Below are 18193 nucleotides of genomic sequence, written 5' to 3' on the forward strand. Positions count from 1 at the left end.
TTAATTTCTTGTTTTCAGGACAGATAATTTATGCACTTTTTCGGTATTTTTTTGATCCGTGAGATGTGTAGGATAATCGCCAGTGAAATAATGATCAGTGAATTGCGGATTAGAGTTGTTTCGTTTTTTTCCTGTAACAGCAAGATATATGCTATCAATTGAGAGAAATTCTAATGAATCCACTCCAATAAAATTACACATAGATTTTAAATCTGGATATTGGTTAGCCAAAAGGTTTTCAATTTTGGGTGTGTCAATACCATAAAAATCAGGATAAAAAATCATAGGGCTAGAAATGCGCATATGGACTTCTTTTGCACCTGCATCACGCAGCATTTGTACAATTTTGACGGATGTTGTTCCCCGTACGATAGAGTCATCAACCAAAATGATGCGTTTTCCTTTGATAACAGAGCGATTTGCAGAATGCTTTAATTTAACACCAAAAGCACGAATTTGCTGAGTTGGTTCGATAAATGTACGGCCGACATAATGATTACGAATAATGCCCAGTTCAAAGGGAATTCCGATTTCTTGTGCATAACCAATTGCTGCAGGTGTTCCTCCATCAGGAACAGGAATGACAATATCGGCATCACATGGCGCTTCTTGTGCTAAACGAATGCCCATATTTTTACGAACTGTATAAACACTACGTCCTCCAACGATTGAATCAGGACGGGCAAAATAGACATATTCAAAAATGCATAATTTTTCAGGTTTTTCTATTTCTGGTTCAATAACTGTTATCGTGATTTCACCATTTTTTTGTATTTCGCATATGATGATTTCACCGTTTTTGACATCGCGAATATATTTTGCTCCAATGATATCAAGAGCACAGGTTTCTGAACAAAAGATTGGTTTCCCATCAAGTTCGCCCATTACAAGTGGGCGAATTCCTATTGGATCACGCGCAGCAATTAGCTTAGTGCGTGTTAATGCTAACATAGCATATCCACCTTCCACTTGCCGAATGGCATCTACAAAACGATCAGATGATGATTCATGTCGTGAGCGTGCGATAAGGTGGAGAAAGACTTCTGAATCTGATGTTGATTGACAGATTGCTCCAGAGGAAATTAATTCGTGGCGTAATGTAAGGCCATTGGTTAGGTTTCCATTGTGCGCAATCGCAATACCTCCAGCTTTCAATTCAGCAAACAGGGGTTGGACATTACGTAATGCTGTTTCCCCTGTTGTTGAATAGCGGGTGTGTCCAATAGCACGATCTCCTGGTAGACGTGCAAGTGTTGCAGGATTTGTATAGTGGTCACCAACAAGACCCAGATGTTTTTCTTGGTAAAATACTTGGTTGTGATAAGAGACAATTCCAGCAGCTTCTTGTCCACGATGTTGCAGTGCGTGTAGCCCAAGAGCCGTTAATGTTGCCGCATCTTCGTGTCCGAGGATACCAAATATTCCACACTCTTCATGAAGGCTATCATCATTAAGGGAAAATTCCTGGCAAGAGATATTGGTTTTTGTCATTATATTCCTTCGGGAATGATGTTAAGAATGATGGATACCATACACACCATATTATTTGGAGTTATTTCTTTATAAAAGAAATAACTTTTCAGTTTGATAGAGGTAAATTTTCAATATCTGTAGTTACATCATCTTTCTTAAAGAATGTTTCTATTTTTTCTAGAACATAGCTAAGATCTTTGGGTAATATATCCCAAATTTCTTGGCCCAGTGAATCCAAGATAGGCTTTGTTTTTGCATTTTTCAGCCAGTTGGCTTGTTGTTCAGGTTTGACAAGTGTATTAACAAGCATCATACTGACAACCACGATTAATAAACCGCGAAGTGCTCCAAAGATAAAACCAACGGTGCGGTCAAGCATACCAATTTGGCTATCAATAATAAGATCAGCAATCTTCATTGTAATGATAGATATAATGCTCAGGACAATAACGAAAATGATGACTAATGTAACGATTAGTGCAATCATTTTATTCGAGAGATATTGTTCAACGAAGGGCAATGCAGGCTTAGATGAAAAAAGTGTGATAACAGTTGCTACTACCCAAGAAATTAAAGACAATAGTTCACGTGAAAAACCTCGGAGCATAGCTAAAAAAGAGGAAAATAAAATAACTATTATAACAATGCCATCAAGGACGGTTATGGCCATTTGTTCACTCCTTGTATTAAATTTATATTCTACATCAAAAAATTATATTTGTTTTAATCGGTATAAAAATGCACTCTTGGTTATGTCAGTTTCTATCATATATCAAGGTTCTTTTGTATTTTATAGTGTTTTATTATGTGTATGATGTAGGTTGTTTTTGTTAGTAACAATTCATTCAAAAAAAATCAGAAAATATTATTTAATTAATAAATTAGTGATTTTGTCTTAATTTTTATAGAAGATTAAATAGCTCCTTTTAAAGCTAAGTTTTTCTTCTTTATTTGATATGTTGTTCTAAATGCGTAATAGTGCATATTGTTCTTGAGAGGTTGATTTCACCAAAATATACATATCAGATTGTCGTTCTAATTTAAGCAATATATCAACAAGCAGCATGCTGATGAGTATGATTAATGCACCACGAACTGCTCCGAAAATAAAGCCAACAGTGCGATCAATTATACCAATTCGACTGTTAATGATAAAATTGGCGATCTTCATTGTGATGATAGATATAATGCTCAAAACAATAATGAAAATTATAATTAGTAAGGCAATTAGTGCAATTAATGCAATCATTGCATGCGAGATATATTGGTTAGTGAAAGGCAATATAGGTTTACACAAAAAAAGCGTAATGAAAGCGGCTACTGTCCAAGAAGTTAAAGACAACACTTCACGTGAAAAACCTCGGAGCATTGCTAAAAGAGAAGAACACAAAATAATTACTATGGCAACGCCATCAAGGATGGTCATGTCCATTTTTTTGCTCCTTATATATTAAATTTATACTTTACATCAAAAAATTATTATTTGTTTTAATCAGTATAAAAATGAGCTCTTGGTTATGTCAGTTTCCATTATATATCGAGGTGCTTTTGTATTTTATAGTATTTCATTTCATGTCTGATGTAGGTTATTTTTTATTGGTAACAATAGTGGCAACTAATTCAGAAAGGTCAGAGAATGTTTTTTGTTGAAAAATTGGTGATTTCATTTCAGTTGTTGCGGAAGGTTGAATAGAACCTTGAAAGCCAAGTTTTTCTGCTTCTTTAATGCGTTGTCCTGAATAAGAAACAGTGCGAATTGTTCCTGAAAGACTGATTTCACCAAAATACACATAATGGGCAGGGAGAGGAATGTTTGCAAGAGAGGATACTAAAGAAGCTGCAACAGCTAAATCAGCTGCGGGTTCTGATATTTTGTAGCCACCTGCAACATTAAGATAGACATCATGTTGCCCAAAGCGAACACCACAATGAGATTCTAAAACAGCTAAAATCATTGAAAGACGGCCTCCGTCCCATCCTACAACAGTGCGTCGTGGTGTTCCAAGAGAAGAGAGAGCAACAAGTGCTTGAATTTCTACTAATATAGGGCGTGTTCCTTCCATCCCTGCGAAAACAGCAGCTCCTGGTGCTTTTTCATTCCGTTCCCCTAAAAAAAGTTGAGATGGATTGGTAACTTCTTGTAATCCTTTATCGGACATTTCAAAAACACCAATTTCATTAGTTGGCCCGAAACGATTTTTTACGGTTCTTAAGATTCGATAATGGTGGCTACCTTCGCCCTCAAAATAGAGAACACCATCCACCATGTGTTCTACAACGCGGGGGCCTGCAATTTGTCCATCTTTAGTAACATGACCAACAAGAATAACGGCAGCGCCTGTTTTTTTTGCAAAACGGATGATTGCTTGAGCACTGATGCGCACTTGCGTTACAGTTCCAGGGGCTGATTCAGCCGCATCTGACCATAGGGTTTGAATTGAATCAATAATGACCATATCAAGTTTTTTATGCTCATTTAAGGTTGCAAGAATATCCTCAACATTAGTTTCTGCAGCAAGTTGGACTGTTGTATTTGTAGCACCAAGCCTTTGTGCGCGTAAGCGGATTTGTTCAACAGATTCTTCACCTGAAACATAGATAACATGATGTCCTTTTTGCGATAATGCAGCTGCTGTTTGCGTAAGCAGTGTTGATTTGCCAATACCTGGATCGCCGCCGACAAGTAATGCAGATCCACGAACAAAACCTCCACCGGTAACACGATCAAGTTCAGAAATTCCAGAATGAATGCGTGGAGTATCTTCAATATCTCCAGAAAGGAAAGTGAGTGCTATGACACGTCCTTTACGAATATTTTGCGTAGGGCCACTGCCAATACCGCTATTCATATCTTCTTCAATAAGAGAATTCCATTCTCCGCAAGAAGTGCATTTTCCAGCCCAGCGTGAATAAATGGTACCACAATTTTGGCAGATAAATTTAATACGATTGCGTGCCATGTGAGATGATTTTTAACCAAATTGTTCTGGAAGATAATCGCTATCTGCCAAATCGCTAAAACGTGTGTATTCTGATTGAAAGGCAAGCTTAACCGTTCCTGTTGGTCCATGGCGTTGTTTTGCAACAATAATGTCTGCTTTCCCAAAAACTGCATCCATATCAGTTTGCCATTTCAAATGTTCAGAGCTACCCGCTTTAGGTTCTTCATTTTTGAGGTAATATTCTTCACGATACACAAAAAGAACAACATCCGCGTCTTGTTCAATTGAACCAGATTCGCGTAAATCTGATAATTGTGGACGCTTATCTGTTCGGTTTTCAACTTGGCGCGAAAGCTGTGAAAGGGCAATAATCGGCACATTCAATTCTTTCGCTAAAGCTTTTAGTCCTGTAGTAATTTCTGTAATTTCTTGAACACGATTTTCCGATGAACGTTTCGAATTGCTTGTCATTAACTGTATATAGTCAATAATTAATACATCTAATCCGTGTTGTCGTTTTAAACGACGCGCGCGTGCGGCTAATTGAGTGATCGATATACCACCAGTTTGGTCAATATAGAGTGGCGCTTTTTGTAAATGATTTACGGTGCGTAATAATTTTGCGAATTGTTCTTCTGAAATATTTCCACGCCGAATTTCAGAAGAAGAGACTTCCGTTTGTTCAGAAATAATACGTGTAGCAAGTTGCTCTGATGACATTTCAAGAGAGAAGAAGCCAACAATACCTCCTTCATTTTCTTTTGATGGATCTTTTATTTTAGCATTACGATTATAAGCATTCGCAATATTAAAGGCAATATTGGTAGCGAGTGAGGTTTTCCCCATACCAGGGCGTCCAGCCAAAATAATAAGGTCAGATGGTTGCAATCCTCCCATCTGTTCATCAAGTTTGTTAATATGAGTAGCTATACCTGATAATTTTGAAGAGCGTTTTTTAGCAGCTCCTGCCATGTCGATAGCTTTTTTGATAGCATCATCGAAACTTTCAAAGCCTCCACCATATTTGCCTGTTTCTGCTAATTGAAACAAATTGCGTTCAACCATTTCAATTTGTTGCGCTGGCGTAAGCTCAACAGGTGCATCAAAAGCTGTGTTCACAATTTGATTACCAATATTAATCAAGGATCGCCGGATAAAAAGATCATAAATAATGCGCCCATAATCTTCCGCATTGATGATTGTAATTGCTTCCTTAGCTAAACGAATAACGTAATTGAAAACAGTGATGTCTCCGATTTTTTCTTCAGCTGGAATAAAGGGTTTAATAGTAACGGGGTTAGCAAGTTTTCCTTTTTTGATAATTTGCGATAAAATATCAAAGATTTTTTGATGTAATATTTCGAAAAAATGCTCTGGTTTTAAAAAATCTGAAACGCGATCAATTGCATTATTATTAATGAGAATTGCACCAAGTAGCGCTTGTTCAGCTTCAATATTGTACGGCAGTTGTCGAAAAGAAGAAGTTTTTTCTTTGTGCGAAGGGCTAGAATTCAAAATACTTGTTTCTTCCATAACGACTTTTCCCACTCAAGACTTTTAAGTTTTATTATTTAAGAGTGCTGTATATTAAAAGGATGGGATTGCAAATCTCTGATTTTAGTAAAAATAGCATTTTAAAATTAATAATACTTTCTTTAACAAAGACAATACGTATACTGTAATTCCCATATTTTATGTTTTATGATCCAGTCATTAAGATCACAATATTTGAAGTAGTTTTCATGCTATTTTTACACAACGAAGTAAATGCGAGCGGAAACACTTCCCCTATAATAACCCACAATTTGAAATCTCTTTGAGATAAATAATATGCTGAAAACTTGTTATGCAACAAAAATAATTTAATAAAAATACTCAGATTTCTTTAGACTGAGTATTTTTATAACATGTAAATATTTTAAAAAATAGAAAGACAAAAAAGAAAAATATTAATTTCAGATTTTCTTTAAAAGCCGTTTTTATCACTATCATCCAATATTTTCTTCTAATGGTTGTTCTTGAACAACTTCCATTGCTTCCATAGAAGTAAGAATTTCAGCTTTTTCTTGAGGTTGTACTTCGTTGGCTGAACGTGCAACGTGAATTGTTACAGAAATTTGAACCTCGGGATGTAGGTTGAGGGTAACGGGATGAAGACCGATAGTTTTTATTGGATGATTAAGTTCAATTTGATTGCGTTCAATAGCAAAGCCATCCATTGTTATAATATCTGTAATATCGCGCGTTGATACAGAACCATAAAGTTGCCCTGTTTCACCAGCTGAACGAACAACAATAAATGATTTACCGTCAAGTTTTTCAGCAATTTTTTGAGCTTCATTTTTGCATTCAAGATTACGAGCTTCAAGTTGTATGCGCTGTGTCTCAAAAAATTTCTTATTAGCCTCATTGGCTCGTAGGGCTTTGCCTTTGGGCAATAAAAAATTACGTGCATAACCATCTTTAACTGAGACAATATCGCCTATCTGACCGAGACGATTAATGCGTTCAAGCAAAATAATATCCATAGTTTTTTCCTTTCAAATAGGTCAATTAATATAATCTATCGCGTGATTGGTTGTTATGTTGGATAGTTGCCCAAATACCCATCAAAAGAATTACGAAAAAGATAGGTGGAGCAAAAACGACAGTTAAAATTGCAATATAGACAAGAGATAATATAATAATCCGACTATTTATTCCTTGTGTAATATTATGGAGATACGCCAGACCACTGATTGATATGATTATAGTATATGCAGTAGTAAAGACACGTATGCTTAAATCAAAAATAGAGCCTAATTCAATTACTGATGTTATGCAAATGATGATAAAAATAGCTAGTCCAGAAATTGGAAGTCGGAAGGTTTGTCTCCAATCATCACGAGGTCTTGTTAGCCACTTCATACGTTGTGCTATGATCATTGAAAAATAAAGATTACCAATCAGAAAAATCAAACTATAAATCACTAGCGCAATAGCTGTTAAAGTCGCTATATGTGTTGTTATTAAGTCAGAAAAAGCCAGAATATCATTTTCATCTATGGATTTTGATTGCCGCATAGTCTGTACTACATTTTCAGCAATTTCTTGTGCAATTATGGGAGTGTTTGGATGATTTTGGATATAAAATCCAATAAAAGTCGAGATGAGAGCAATAAAGTTAGTTAAGAGAAAAATAACTGATGATAATGGGTACCATATCAGCGAGTTTTTTTCTTGCGTTAGTTTTGCAAGTCCAAGAAGCCATGAAGCATAGACAGCAGGCAGAAAAAACAACAACATAAAGCCACAACCAATATAAACACTATTGGTTGTGACGAGAATAGCTGTAGCACTTATCAAGGCAACAAGACTAGACAATGTTCCTAAACTGAATGCAGAAACAAAAATTGGGAGTGAAATGAAGCAACCAAGGAAAAAGGAAAGGTAAGGTGCGATATTTGCAATACTTGTGATGACTATTCCTATAATAACAGCGAATAACCCAGCTAAAATACCAACTGTTATTTCATAAAAACGAAAATTTTTCATTTACCGCTGTCCTGCTTTTGCAGTTAGGAGAATCGCAATACTCCAACTTTGAATATTCTATGCGTTTTCATGTGCTTACAACTAATATGGGAATACTGTAGACACATATAGAAAAGGCAGCCAAGAATTTCCCTGACTGCCAGTGTATTGATAGTTTATTTTACAACATATGGAAGCAATCCAAGAAAACGAGCACGCTTGATAGCATTAGCTAATTCGCGCTGCTTTTTTTGACTGACAGCTGTAATGCGTGAAGGAACAATTTTTCCACGCTCTGAAATATAACGTTGTAATAATTTGATATCCTTATAATCAATTTTCGCGACGTTTGTCCCTGAAAAAGGACATGTTTTGCGGCGGCGATTAAAGGGACGACGTGTCAAGTTTTGATTAATGTCGGACATTATTCTACTCCTTCTTCAACATCTTCGCGTTGGCGACGTGAAGGGCGAGACCGCTCTTCATCTTTTCCGGGAAAATCATCACGGTCAGGACGTGAAAGCATAGCAGATTGCTCTTTTTCATGCTTTTCTACTCGGATAGTGATGTAACGCAAAATATCTTCATTGATACGCATTTGACGCTCCATTTCAGCAATTGCTGCAGCTGGAGCATCAATATTGATCAACACATAATGCGCTTTGCGATTTTTACGGATGCGATAAGCAAGGGAACGAAGTCCCCAGTTTTCAGTACGTTCAACTTTTCCACCGTGTGCTTCAATGACATTTTTATAGATTTTTAAAAGTTCATCAACTTGCTGCGGTGCAATGTCCTGTCGAGCAAGGAACACGTGTTCATAAAGAGCCATGATTGTGCCTTTCTTCAATTAAACTTCACTGGTTTTGGCGCAAAGCCTCTGCGACTTGTCTTTATTGGAAATTCCAAAGAAGAAAGGACGCGTTTGCAAATTCGAGACATTCGAGAGCGGAGATACGGGAGGTCGGAATTATTACGCTTCCTGCTGGTTGGTTTACCAGTCCTCCGTTCAACCTCCAGCCAAAACACTGGTAACGAACAATAGCCATTTACAATTTATCTCAAAAAATAGCAAGTTAATGCGTGTAAAAAATATGAGTTTATTGAGTCTAGATGTATTTTTATATATTTTGCTTATTTGTAATGAGCGATTGATAGCGTAAACTTTGAGAAGTGAGAGAAAAATGGACCTTTTTTATCAGATTGATGGGGTGCTTTTTGAAATGCTTTCGGGCAATCATCAGGCAGGGTCTGTTTTAATTTGGTTTGGTATTATTTGTGCAAAATTTTTGATTTATATTATTCCTCTACATGTTTTTATTTTATGGTTTTGTGGTGGGTATGGGGAGCGGCGTGTGGTGCTCAGTATTTGCATCAGCATTTGTTTTGTATTTTTTTTGAGCTATTTCATTTCTCTAATATATTTTCGTCCGCGTCCCTTCGTAGCTAATTTAACTCAACCACTGATTCATCATAAGGCAACTGCTTCTTTCCCTAGTCATCATGCGTTGGTTATTGGGTGTTATGCAGCTTGTCTTTATTTCTCTCAGTACAAAATAGTTTCTAAATTTGCGTTGATATTTCTATTCTTAGTTTGTTGGGGACGTGTTTTTACTGGCGTACACTATCCTTTTGATGTTTTGGTTGGTGCTGTTTGGGGAAGTTTTGTTGGTTGGAGTATTATTCGCTTTGTTTCCCCTTATTTCCCAGGGTTTTTGTATAAAATTCCACCATTGAAATATAATTTTAGTGCAGGTATCTATTCTAAGTAGATTGCGTTGTTTTCATGAATTTAGTTGATAATAGAAAATTTGATTTTTTCATTGAGGAGACACTTAATGGTTGCAGCATTTACTTTTCCAGGACAAGGAAGCCAAGTTGTTGGTATGGGCAAAATGCTCACAGAACAATTTGTTGAAGCGCGTATGGTCTTTGAAGAGGTTGATGATGCTTTAGGCGAGAAATTATCGCACATCATTTTTGAAGGGCCAGAAGATGTGCTGACACTCACAGCAAATGCGCAACCAGCCTTAATGGCTGTATCCTTAGCAATTATTCGTGTAATGGAAAAATTAGGGCTTAATATAGAATCAAAAGTAAAATTTGTTGCAGGTCACTCTTTAGGGGAATATTCAGCACTCTGTGCAGCTGGTACATTTAGTTTAGCTGATACAGCAAGGCTTTTGCGAATTCGTGGAAATGCTATGCAGAAAGCTGTTGCTGTTGGTGAAGGGTTGATGGCTGCACTCATCGGTTTGGATGAACAAGAGGTTGAAGAAATTTGTAAAGCTGTTGAAAAAGAAGGTATATGTCAGATCGCTAATGACAATGGTGGTGGACAAATTGTTATTTCAGGTGAAGCAAAAGCAGTTCAGGTAGCAGTGGAGATTGCTTCAGAAAAAGGTGCTAAACGTGCAATTCTTCTTCCAGTTTCAGCGCCTTTTCATTCATCTTTGATGCAACCTGCTGCTGATGTAATGAAGGATGCACTTGGAACTGTTAATATGGTAGCTCCTGTTATTCCATTGATTGCAAATATTTCTGCTGCGCCAGAAAATGACCCGGAGCGGATTTTTATGCTTCTTGTTCATCAAGTCACTGGACAAGTAAGGTGGCGTGAAACGATTGAGTGGTTTGGAGCTTATGGAGTTGATATGCTTTTTGAAATTGGTTCTGGAAAAGTGCTAACAGGTTTGGCTCGTCGTATTAATAAGGACATTAAGGGTCTAACAATTGGTACAGCTAAGGAAATTGAAGAAACTCTGAAGATTTTGGGTGTTTAATTTTAAGAAGGTTTGAAAAATGTTTAAACTAACAGGTCTAAAAGCTCTTGTAACGGGAGCATCAGGTGGAATTGGAGAAGCAATAGCGCGTATTTTTCATGCGCAAGGAGCAATTGTTGGACTTCATGGAACACGTGAAGAAAAGCTTGAAGAAATTGCTGCAGATCTTGGAGATAATATTTTTGTTTTTCCAGCTCATTTTTCTGAGCGTGAAGCCATTAAAAATTTAGCTAAAACAGCAGAAGAAAAGATGGGTGGTATTGACATCCTTGTTAACAATGCTGGCATCACGCGCGATGGTCTTTTCGTCCGTATGCAAGATAAAGACTGGGATGATGTGTTGGCTATCAATTTAACGGCAGCCTTTACTTTGACACATGAATTAGTACACGCTATGATGCGGCGGCGCTATGGTCGTATTATTAATATCACATCTGTTGTTGGTGTTGTTGGTAATCCTGGGCAAACGAATTATTGCGCTGCGAAGGCTGGTTTGATAGGATTCTCTAAATCATTGGCACAAGAGATTGCATCAAGAAATGTAACTGTTAATTGTATTGCTCCAGGATTTATTAAATCTGCGATGACCGATAAACTTAATGAAAAGCAAAAAGAAGCAATTATGGCTGCGGTTCCAATGAAACGTATAGGAATGTGTGAAGAAATAGCTTCTGCAGCTGTTTATTTGGCAAGTAATGAAGCGGCTTATGTAACTGGTCAAACGATGCATATTAATGGTGGTATGGCAATGATCTGAGTATTTGTTTGATTCTACGTTGATTTATAAGTTGTATTATTTTAGATAACATAGGTGAGATAAACGGTATGTTTATTTCTCAGATATGGTGATTACTCACTTATCGGATACTTAGATTAGTTCATTTATTTAGGAGATATCCACAAAATGTTCTAAATTATTGTTAAAATTCTGAAGTGATAGATCTATCATTTGATGATAGGAAGCCATGTTGCTTTAATTAATAGGAAAATAATATAAATTTAAGGATTTCAATATGAGTGATACAGAAGAGCGCGTTAAGAAGATTATCATAGAGCATCTTGGAGTTGACGCAGATAAGGTAGTACAAAACGCAAGCTTTATCGATGATCTAGGAGCAGATAGCCTTGATACGGTCGAGCTCGTTATGGCTTTTGAGGAAGAATTCGGTATAGAAATCCCAGACGATGCTGCTGAAACGATTTTCACGGTTAATGATGCAGTAAAATTTATTGATAAAGCCTCTGCATAACTTTATTGATGGGCAAAAGCGCAATGCTTTTGCCCTTATTCTTTCAAGTTGGAACTATTTGAGAATATAGCTTAGAGAGATTCTTTGTTCAGGGTTAAGGTATATGAGACGTGTTGTTGTTACTGGTTTAGGATTGGTATCTCCGCTAGCTGGTGATGTTGAGTGTAGTTGGAGACGTCTTCTTGAAGGGAAAAGCGGTGTTCGGCGTATTACTGAATTTGATGTAGTTGATTTACCATGTCAAATTGCTGCACGTATTCCTGTAGGAGATGGAACAAATGGGACCTATAATGCTGATTTGCACATGGAGCCTAAGCAGCAACGCAAAGTTGATCCATTTATCGTATATGCGGTAGCTGCTGCTGATCAAGCACTTGCAGATGCTGAATGGCATCCAAAAAATGATGAAGACCAAATCCGAACGGGTGTTATGATTGGTTCTGGTATTGGTGGCATTGAAGGCATTGTTGAAGCAGGCTATACTCTTCGTGATAAGGGACCTGGTCGGGTTTCTCCTTTTTTTATTCCAGGACGTTTGATTAACCTTGCCTCAGGTCATGTTTCTATTAAATATGGTTTACGTGGTCCTAATCATGCGGTTGTAACAGCTTGTTCGACAGGGGCGCATGCAATTGGTGATGCAGCTCGTTTAATTGCGTTTGGCGATGCAGATGTTATGGTAGCAGGGGGAGCTGAATCTCCAATTAACCGGATATCTATTGCTGGTTTTTCCGCTTGTAAAGCTCTTTCTACGGGTCGTAATGATGATCCTGAACATGCATCACGTCCTTATGATATTGACCGCGATGGTTTTGTCATGGGGGAGGGGTCTGCTGTTATCGTTTTAGAAGAACTTGAACATGCAAAAAAGCGGGGTGCTCGCATTTATGCTGAGATTATTGGCTATGGTTTATCTGGTGATGCATATCATATTACAGCTCCTCCAGAAAGTGGTGAAGGTGCGCAGCGCAGTATGATAGCTGCCCTCAAAAATGCACGAGTGAATGTGTGTGATATTGATTACATTAATGCTCACGGTACATCAACGATGGCTGATGTTATAGAGTTGGCGGCTGTTGAGCGTGTTTTAGGTCATTATGCACCGCAAGTATTAATGTCGTCTACCAAATCATCTATTGGGCATTTATTGGGAGCTGCTGGTGCTGCTGAGGTTATTTTTTGTATTTTAGCGATACGAGATAATATAGCTCCAGCAACACTCAATCTTGATAATTTATCGATTGAGACGAAGATTGATCTTGTGCCTCACAAACCACGTGAGCGAAAAATTGATACAATTCTTTCTAATTCGTTTGGTTTTGGTGGAACAAATGCATCATTGGTCATGCGACGCTTTACAGGATAAAGAGTACATTTGTTTATCATTATTGTTTTTTCAATTTTTTCTTGATGATAAGGTTTCAGAACAAAAAGGTAGCGTAGTGTCTTTCAAGGTTATTGAAGCTGATAATCATGTCTGATACGAAAAACAAAATATTATCACAAGATATAGATAGTTCTTCACTGGATCATTTGCTGAATAATGACGATGTGTTAGCTTGTAAAAGGCGAAGAAGATCGCATGTTGTGCGCAATCTGTTTGTTATCTTCAGTCATTTCCTTTTGATGGTGATTATCTTTGTAATTTTGGCTGTAAGCGTTTCTATTTATATTGGAAAAAATATATTTGAGGGAAAAGGACCAGCTAAAAAAGAACAAGTTGTGTTTATCTATCCTGGAACAGGGATTCGGGAGATTGCATCACTTCTTGAAAAACGTAACCTCATTCGATCATCAGATATTTTTGTGTATGGAGTTAGTTATTATCAGAAAGCGACACATCTTAAAGCTGGAGAGTATTTAATTCCAGCTTATGCCTCGATGCAGGGCATTATGGATATTTTTGTACAAGGAAAATCTATTGAACACGTATTGACCGTGCCGGAGGGTTTGACAGTCCAGCAGGTTTTTGATCGTTTAGCAGCGAATGAAATACTGATTGGTGATCTTCCAGAAATTTTACCCCCAGAAGGCAGTTTGATGACGGATACTATTCACTTTATTCGTGGGACAACACGCGTGGAGATTATAAAGAGACTGATTGAAGGACAAAAAAAACTCATTCAGGAAATATGGGATAGCCGTTCACCTGATTTACCAATCAAGTCTATTGACGAATTTGTTATATTGGCTTCCATTGTTGAAAAGGAAACAGGGATTGCAACGGAGAGACCGCAAATTGCTGCAGTATTTTATAATCGTCTCGTTAAGCGTATGCGTCTTCAATCTGATCCAACAGTTATTTATGGTATCTTTGGTGGGAAGGGAAATCCTTCAGGTCGTCCTATTTACCGTTCAGATCTTGAAAAGGAAACACCATACAATACTTATAAAATTTATGGATTGCCACCAACTGCTATTGCGAATCCAGGTAGGGCTTCTTTGAAAGCAGTGGCAAATGCACCAAAAAGTGATTCGCTTTATTTTGTTGCTGATGGTTTTGGTGGGCATGTTTTTTCTAAAACTTTGGATGAGCATAACATAAATGTTCGTAAATGGCGTGCATTAAGGAAAACACGTTAAATTTGGGGGAATTCATTACCGATGTTAATTTATAGTTTTAGAAGAAAGCTTTGAGAAAAAAGAAATAGTATTATGACATTATTTAACAATAAATTGAGTTCTCAAAAAACTGGTCAACGTCGCGGTTTTCTATTCATTCTTTCTTCACCTTCAGGTGCTGGAAAATCAACTCTCTCTCAGTTAATGCTAAAAGATGAAAAATTAGAGCTGTCTATAAGTGTGACAACACGACCAAGGCGTTCTAGTGAGATCGATGCTCTTCATTATTACTTTATTTCAAAACAAGAGTTTGAATATAAGCGTGATGAGGGTGAGTTTATCGAATGGGCAGAAGTTCATGGAAATTATTATGGAACTTTGCGTAAGAATGTTGAAGATGCTTTGAGTGCTGGTCGGGATATGTTATTTGATATTGATTATCAAGGTACCGAACAACTTCAAAAAAAAATGCCAGGAGATACAGTCTCTGTTTTTATCCTTCCTCCAACAATGAAAGAGCTTGTCGCTCGTTTACATCGTCGAGCAGAAGATAGTCAGGATATCATCAATCTACGATTGAATAATGCACGGACAGAGATACAGCAATGGCGTTCTTACGATTATGTAATTATTAATGAGGATTTAAATCAATCTTTATTGCTTGTTAAATCAATTTATCGAGCAGAGACCATGAAATGTAATCGTTGTTGTTTTCTTGAATCTTTTGTTAATAAATTGAGTGTTGAAAAGATTGATTAAAACGATTTATTGTTGAAGAGAATTTTAAAGCTAACCAACCTGTGAATGTTTTAAGTCATTAAATTTGCTAGAGTTACAAATTCAGGAATTGAAAGTGTTTCGGCCCGACGTGTTTCATTGATTCCAGCTTTTTCTAATAATTCTTTTCCTCCAATAGTTTTAAGACTTTGTCGAAGCATCTTCCTCTTTTCTCCAAAAGCAGCTTTTGTGACTAAACTCAATTTTTGTACTGAACACGCTAGAGGTTGCGGATGTGGAATGATATGAATAACAGAAGACGTTACTTTAGGAGCTGGTATGAAAGCTTGTGGAGGAACATCAAAGGCAATTTTTGCAATGGTACGCCATCCGACTAATACGCTAAGGCGGCTATAGTGAGGTGATTGAGGAGTTGCAGTGATACGTTTGGCTACTTCACGCTGAAACATTAGAGTCATCGATTCATAAAAGGGAGGCCATGATGTCGTCAAAAGCCAGTTTAATAGGAGCTGTGTTCCAATGTTATAGGGAAGATTTGCGATAATACGCGGTTTTTCTGGATATGTTTCAGAGAGTTTTGAGAGGTCTTGTTTCAGTGCATCATCAAAAATAAGATTTAATTTTTTTGGATAGTGCTTTTCTATATCTAAGAGCGCTGGTAGGCAGCGTTTATCACGTTCTATCACTGTTACAATGGCGCCTTTTGCAAGCAAAGCGCGGGTTAAACCACCAGGACCAGGACCAATTTCAATAACAGGCTTTCCCTCTATATTGCCTGCTTGACGAGCGATTTTAGATGTTAAGTTAAGATCAAAAAGAAAATTTTGGCCCAAAGATTTATTAGCTTGCAATCCATATGCATTGATGACCTCACGGAGAGGAGGAAGGTTGTCTATTGGCATATTAAATGATTGTTTGCGAGTTGGTTTGCTGTTTGAAGAGCAGCAATAAAGCTTTCAGGAGAGGCAATGCCTTTATGAGCAATATCAAAAGCAGTTCCGTGATCAGGAGATGTTCGTATGAAAGGTAACCCTAAAGTGATATTAACAGTGGTGTCAAAGTCCAATGTTTTGATGGGTATGAGGGCTTGATCATGGTACATGCAAAGGGCAACATCATATGTTTGTCTTGCATTTTTATGGAACATTGTATCTGAAGATAGAGGGCCTATGATATGAAGACCTTGTTTCTTAAGATAATCAATGGCAGGAGTGATAATTTCAATATCCTCCTTCCCCATTGTGCCATTTTCTCCAGCGTGGGGATTGAGACCGGCGATAGCCAAACGAGGTGAAGTTATCGCAAATTGCGTCTTTAAAGCACTTTCAACACTTAAAGCAGTTTGAATGATTAGGTCAGAGGTGAGGTGTGAGGGAACTTCATTGAGTGGAATATGAATAGTAATAGGGACTGTTTTTAATTGAGGTCCAGATAACATCATAATCGGATGATAGGGCTGACCAAAATGTTTTTGAGCGAGGTGGGCTAGGAATTCAGTATGACCTGCAAATTCAAATCCGATATCATAAAGGTTTTTTTTTGCAATAGGACAGGTGACCATTGCGCGTGCATGGCCACTGTGAATCAATTGAACACAGTGTTTGATGGCTTCAATTGTTCCAGCAGCATTGTCTGGTGAAGGCACTCCTAGTTGATCGCTTTGCTGGTTTTTTAATGGTATTACAGGAAGAGCCGTTTGGAAGTTTCTAACAGGATTATCTATAGAAACAGATTCTACATCAATTTTAAGTTGAAAAAAACGAGCGCGTGAACGAATAACATCAGGATCAGCAACAAGAACAAAAGGCGTAATATTACGTATATTACGCATACTCCAAGTTTTGATAATTATTTCGGGACCTATCCCAGCTGGATCACCGCCGCTAATAATTAATGGAGCCATTATGAATCTTTAATATGTGCAGCTTGTTGCAACTCTTTTAAATATTTTTCGCTCAGAGTTTCAAGTTCTTGAGGAATATCTTCTTGACTACGTTGAATAGAAAATAAAAGTTGAGCAACACGATCATCAGAAACTCTTTTTATTTGACAAACAGCAAATGCCTCAATGCCATTGGGGGTTTCTTGTACCTGAGTCATTTTTCCAGTAGGCGTTTCAAGAATAGATTTTTTCCAATCCTGAGGAAGTTGGGGTTCTAAGATTTTTACTAAACTGCGAATAGTGACATCCAGTATGCCTTTCGCTTGTTCTCTCGTATTATTACATCCCTTAAAATGTTCACGGAAACTATTTGCTTCTTGTGTACGTTTTTGTAAAATTTCTGAACGGCGATGTGCAGGAATGACAAAAATAATTCGCTGTAATGTATATTCGTCCGTTGAAGGTTTTTGGCCACCATTTTTTAATATTTTATGTGCAACTTCTTGTTCAGTAAGAAGGCCACCTTCAGCTTGATAACGCGCATTAACAAGGCGCCCCCATCCTATTTGGCCACGGATATAGTCTTTAAAGTGCTTCACTGTGACATTTGTTTGAGTCAGCATTTCGCTAAGCTGATTAATGGTCATATGATTTTGTATTGCAAAATTTTCAAAAGCAGCATCGACTTCACTATCGCTGACATCAATATTACGCTGCTTTATTTCAATCTTTTTGAGCATTTCATCAATTAGCTCATTTTTTGCCTGTACAGAGAGATCTTCCTTCTTCTGTTGTAATTTGAGAAAAGCAATACGCCTTTGAATATCATAATTTGTAATAGCATTACCATTGACGGTAAGAACAACTTTGGTTTGTTGTGCAAAGACTGGTAATATAGAAAATGCGTTTACAAATAGACTACTTACACCTAAAAAGGCGGTACAAAATAAGGTAAGAGAATGATTTTTAATTTTTTTCACGGCAGTAAATTTTCTTATACTAACTTTCATCAATCCCCTAAGCTACATGTTTTTTTACATAAAAACAATG

At 37.3% G+C, this 18193-nt stretch carries 19 protein-coding genes; 7 read left to right on the forward strand and 12 right to left on the reverse strand.

Annotated features, from left to right (window positions below):
• From purF to rpsF, 9 genes are all read right to left on the reverse strand, one after another.
• The gene (gene purF, locus H710_RS02910) at positions 1–1491 is read right to left on the reverse strand and encodes an amidophosphoribosyltransferase (protein ID WP_041849359.1); all 1491 of its coding nucleotides are present in this window, start codon (positions 1489–1491) and stop codon (positions 1–3) included.
• An 88-nt stretch (positions 1492–1579) separates the two neighbouring features.
• Positions 1580–2143 (reverse strand): CvpA family protein, encoded by a 564-nt coding sequence (locus tag H710_RS02915; RefSeq protein ID WP_041849360.1) that lies wholly within the window; start codon positions 2141–2143, stop codon positions 1580–1582.
• Between the two features lie 294 nt (positions 2144–2437).
• The gene (locus H710_RS02920) at positions 2438–2905 is read right to left on the reverse strand and encodes a CvpA family protein (protein WP_041849361.1); all 468 of its coding nucleotides are present in this window, start codon (positions 2903–2905) and stop codon (positions 2438–2440) included.
• Positions 2906–3059: 154 nt separating this feature from the next.
• Positions 3060–4433: a DNA repair protein RadA gene (radA, locus tag H710_RS02925; RefSeq protein ID WP_041849362.1), complete on the reverse strand. Its 1374-nt coding sequence runs from the start codon at positions 4431–4433 to the stop codon at positions 3060–3062.
• A 12-nt stretch (positions 4434–4445) separates the two neighbouring features.
• A complete protein-coding gene (locus H710_RS02930; protein ID WP_041849363.1) occupies positions 4446–5948 on the reverse strand; it encodes a replicative DNA helicase in 1503 nt (500 codons plus the stop codon).
• A gap of 455 nt (positions 5949–6403) precedes the next feature.
• Positions 6404–6943: a 50S ribosomal protein L9 gene (gene rplI / locus H710_RS02935; RefSeq protein ID WP_052472873.1), complete on the reverse strand. Its 540-nt coding sequence runs from the start codon at positions 6941–6943 to the stop codon at positions 6404–6406.
• Positions 6944–6968: 25 nt separating this feature from the next.
• The gene (locus H710_RS02940) at positions 6969–7949 is read right to left on the reverse strand and encodes a hypothetical protein (RefSeq protein ID WP_041849364.1); all 981 of its coding nucleotides are present in this window, start codon (positions 7947–7949) and stop codon (positions 6969–6971) included.
• Positions 7950–8104: 155 nt separating this feature from the next.
• Complete coding sequence (rpsR, locus tag H710_RS02945) at positions 8105–8353, reverse strand: 30S ribosomal protein S18 (RefSeq protein WP_041849365.1); 249 nt, start codon at positions 8351–8353, stop codon at positions 8105–8107.
• Positions 8353–8760, reverse strand: a complete 408-nt coding sequence (gene rpsF, locus H710_RS02950) for a 30S ribosomal protein S6 (protein ID WP_041849366.1) — start codon at positions 8758–8760, stop codon at positions 8353–8355. Before rpsF ends, rpsR begins: the two co-directional genes overlap by 1 nt.
• Before the next feature lie 352 nt (positions 8761–9112).
• On the opposite strand from rpsF, the gene H710_RS02955 reads away from it, so the two are divergent.
• From H710_RS02955 to gmk, 7 genes are all read left to right on the forward strand, one after another.
• Complete coding sequence (locus H710_RS02955) at positions 9113–9700, forward strand: undecaprenyl-diphosphatase (RefSeq protein WP_041849367.1); 588 nt, start codon at positions 9113–9115, stop codon at positions 9698–9700.
• 66 nt (positions 9701–9766) lie between these two features.
• Positions 9767–10711, forward strand: coding sequence for an ACP S-malonyltransferase (gene fabD / locus H710_RS02960; RefSeq protein ID WP_041849368.1), 945 nt, complete (start codon positions 9767–9769; stop codon positions 10709–10711).
• Positions 10712–10730: 19 nt separating this feature from the next.
• Positions 10731–11468, forward strand: a complete 738-nt coding sequence (gene fabG / locus H710_RS02965) for a 3-oxoacyl-[acyl-carrier-protein] reductase (RefSeq protein WP_041849369.1) — start codon at positions 10731–10733, stop codon at positions 11466–11468.
• A 256-nt stretch (positions 11469–11724) separates the two neighbouring features.
• Positions 11725–11961, forward strand: coding sequence for an acyl carrier protein (locus H710_RS02970; protein ID WP_041849370.1), 237 nt, complete (start codon positions 11725–11727; stop codon positions 11959–11961).
• A 103-nt stretch (positions 11962–12064) separates the two neighbouring features.
• On the forward strand, positions 12065–13327 hold the full coding sequence (fabF, locus tag H710_RS02975) for a beta-ketoacyl-ACP synthase II (protein WP_041849371.1): 1263 nt from the start codon (positions 12065–12067) through the stop codon (positions 13325–13327).
• 107 nt (positions 13328–13434) lie between these two features.
• Positions 13435–14544 carry an endolytic transglycosylase MltG gene (gene mltG / locus H710_RS02980; protein WP_041849372.1) on the forward strand — a complete coding sequence of 370 codons (1110 nt, stop codon included), beginning with the start codon at positions 13435–13437 and terminating at the stop codon, positions 14542–14544.
• A 72-nt stretch (positions 14545–14616) separates the two neighbouring features.
• Positions 14617–15282 (forward strand): guanylate kinase, encoded by a 666-nt coding sequence (gene gmk, locus H710_RS02985; RefSeq protein ID WP_041849373.1) that lies wholly within the window; start codon positions 14617–14619, stop codon positions 15280–15282.
• A gap of 50 nt (positions 15283–15332) precedes the next feature.
• Here gmk and rsmA read toward each other — a convergent pair whose 3' ends face one another.
• The 3 genes from rsmA to H710_RS03000 are packed head-to-tail and all read right to left on the reverse strand — an operon-like array spanning position 15333 to position 18153.
• Positions 15333–16163, reverse strand: a complete 831-nt coding sequence (gene rsmA / locus H710_RS02990; protein ID WP_041849374.1) for a 16S rRNA (adenine(1518)-N(6)/adenine(1519)-N(6))-dimethyltransferase RsmA — start codon at positions 16161–16163, stop codon at positions 15333–15335.
• Positions 16154–17164 carry a 4-hydroxythreonine-4-phosphate dehydrogenase PdxA gene (gene pdxA / locus H710_RS02995; protein ID WP_041849375.1) on the reverse strand — a complete coding sequence of 337 codons (1011 nt, stop codon included), beginning with the start codon at positions 17162–17164 and terminating at the stop codon, positions 16154–16156. The genes rsmA and pdxA overlap by 10 nt, the downstream gene beginning before the upstream one ends.
• Positions 17164–18153 (reverse strand): SurA N-terminal domain-containing protein, encoded by a 990-nt coding sequence (locus H710_RS03000; RefSeq protein WP_244875587.1) that lies wholly within the window; start codon positions 18151–18153, stop codon positions 17164–17166. The genes pdxA and H710_RS03000 overlap by 1 nt, the downstream gene beginning before the upstream one ends.
• Positions 18154–18193: the final 40 nt, after the last annotated feature.

Origin of the sequence: Bartonella bacilliformis Ver097 (assembly GCF_000709795.1) — a bacterium.
Lineage (GTDB): Bacteria > Pseudomonadota > Alphaproteobacteria > Rhizobiales > Rhizobiaceae > Bartonella > Bartonella bacilliformis_A.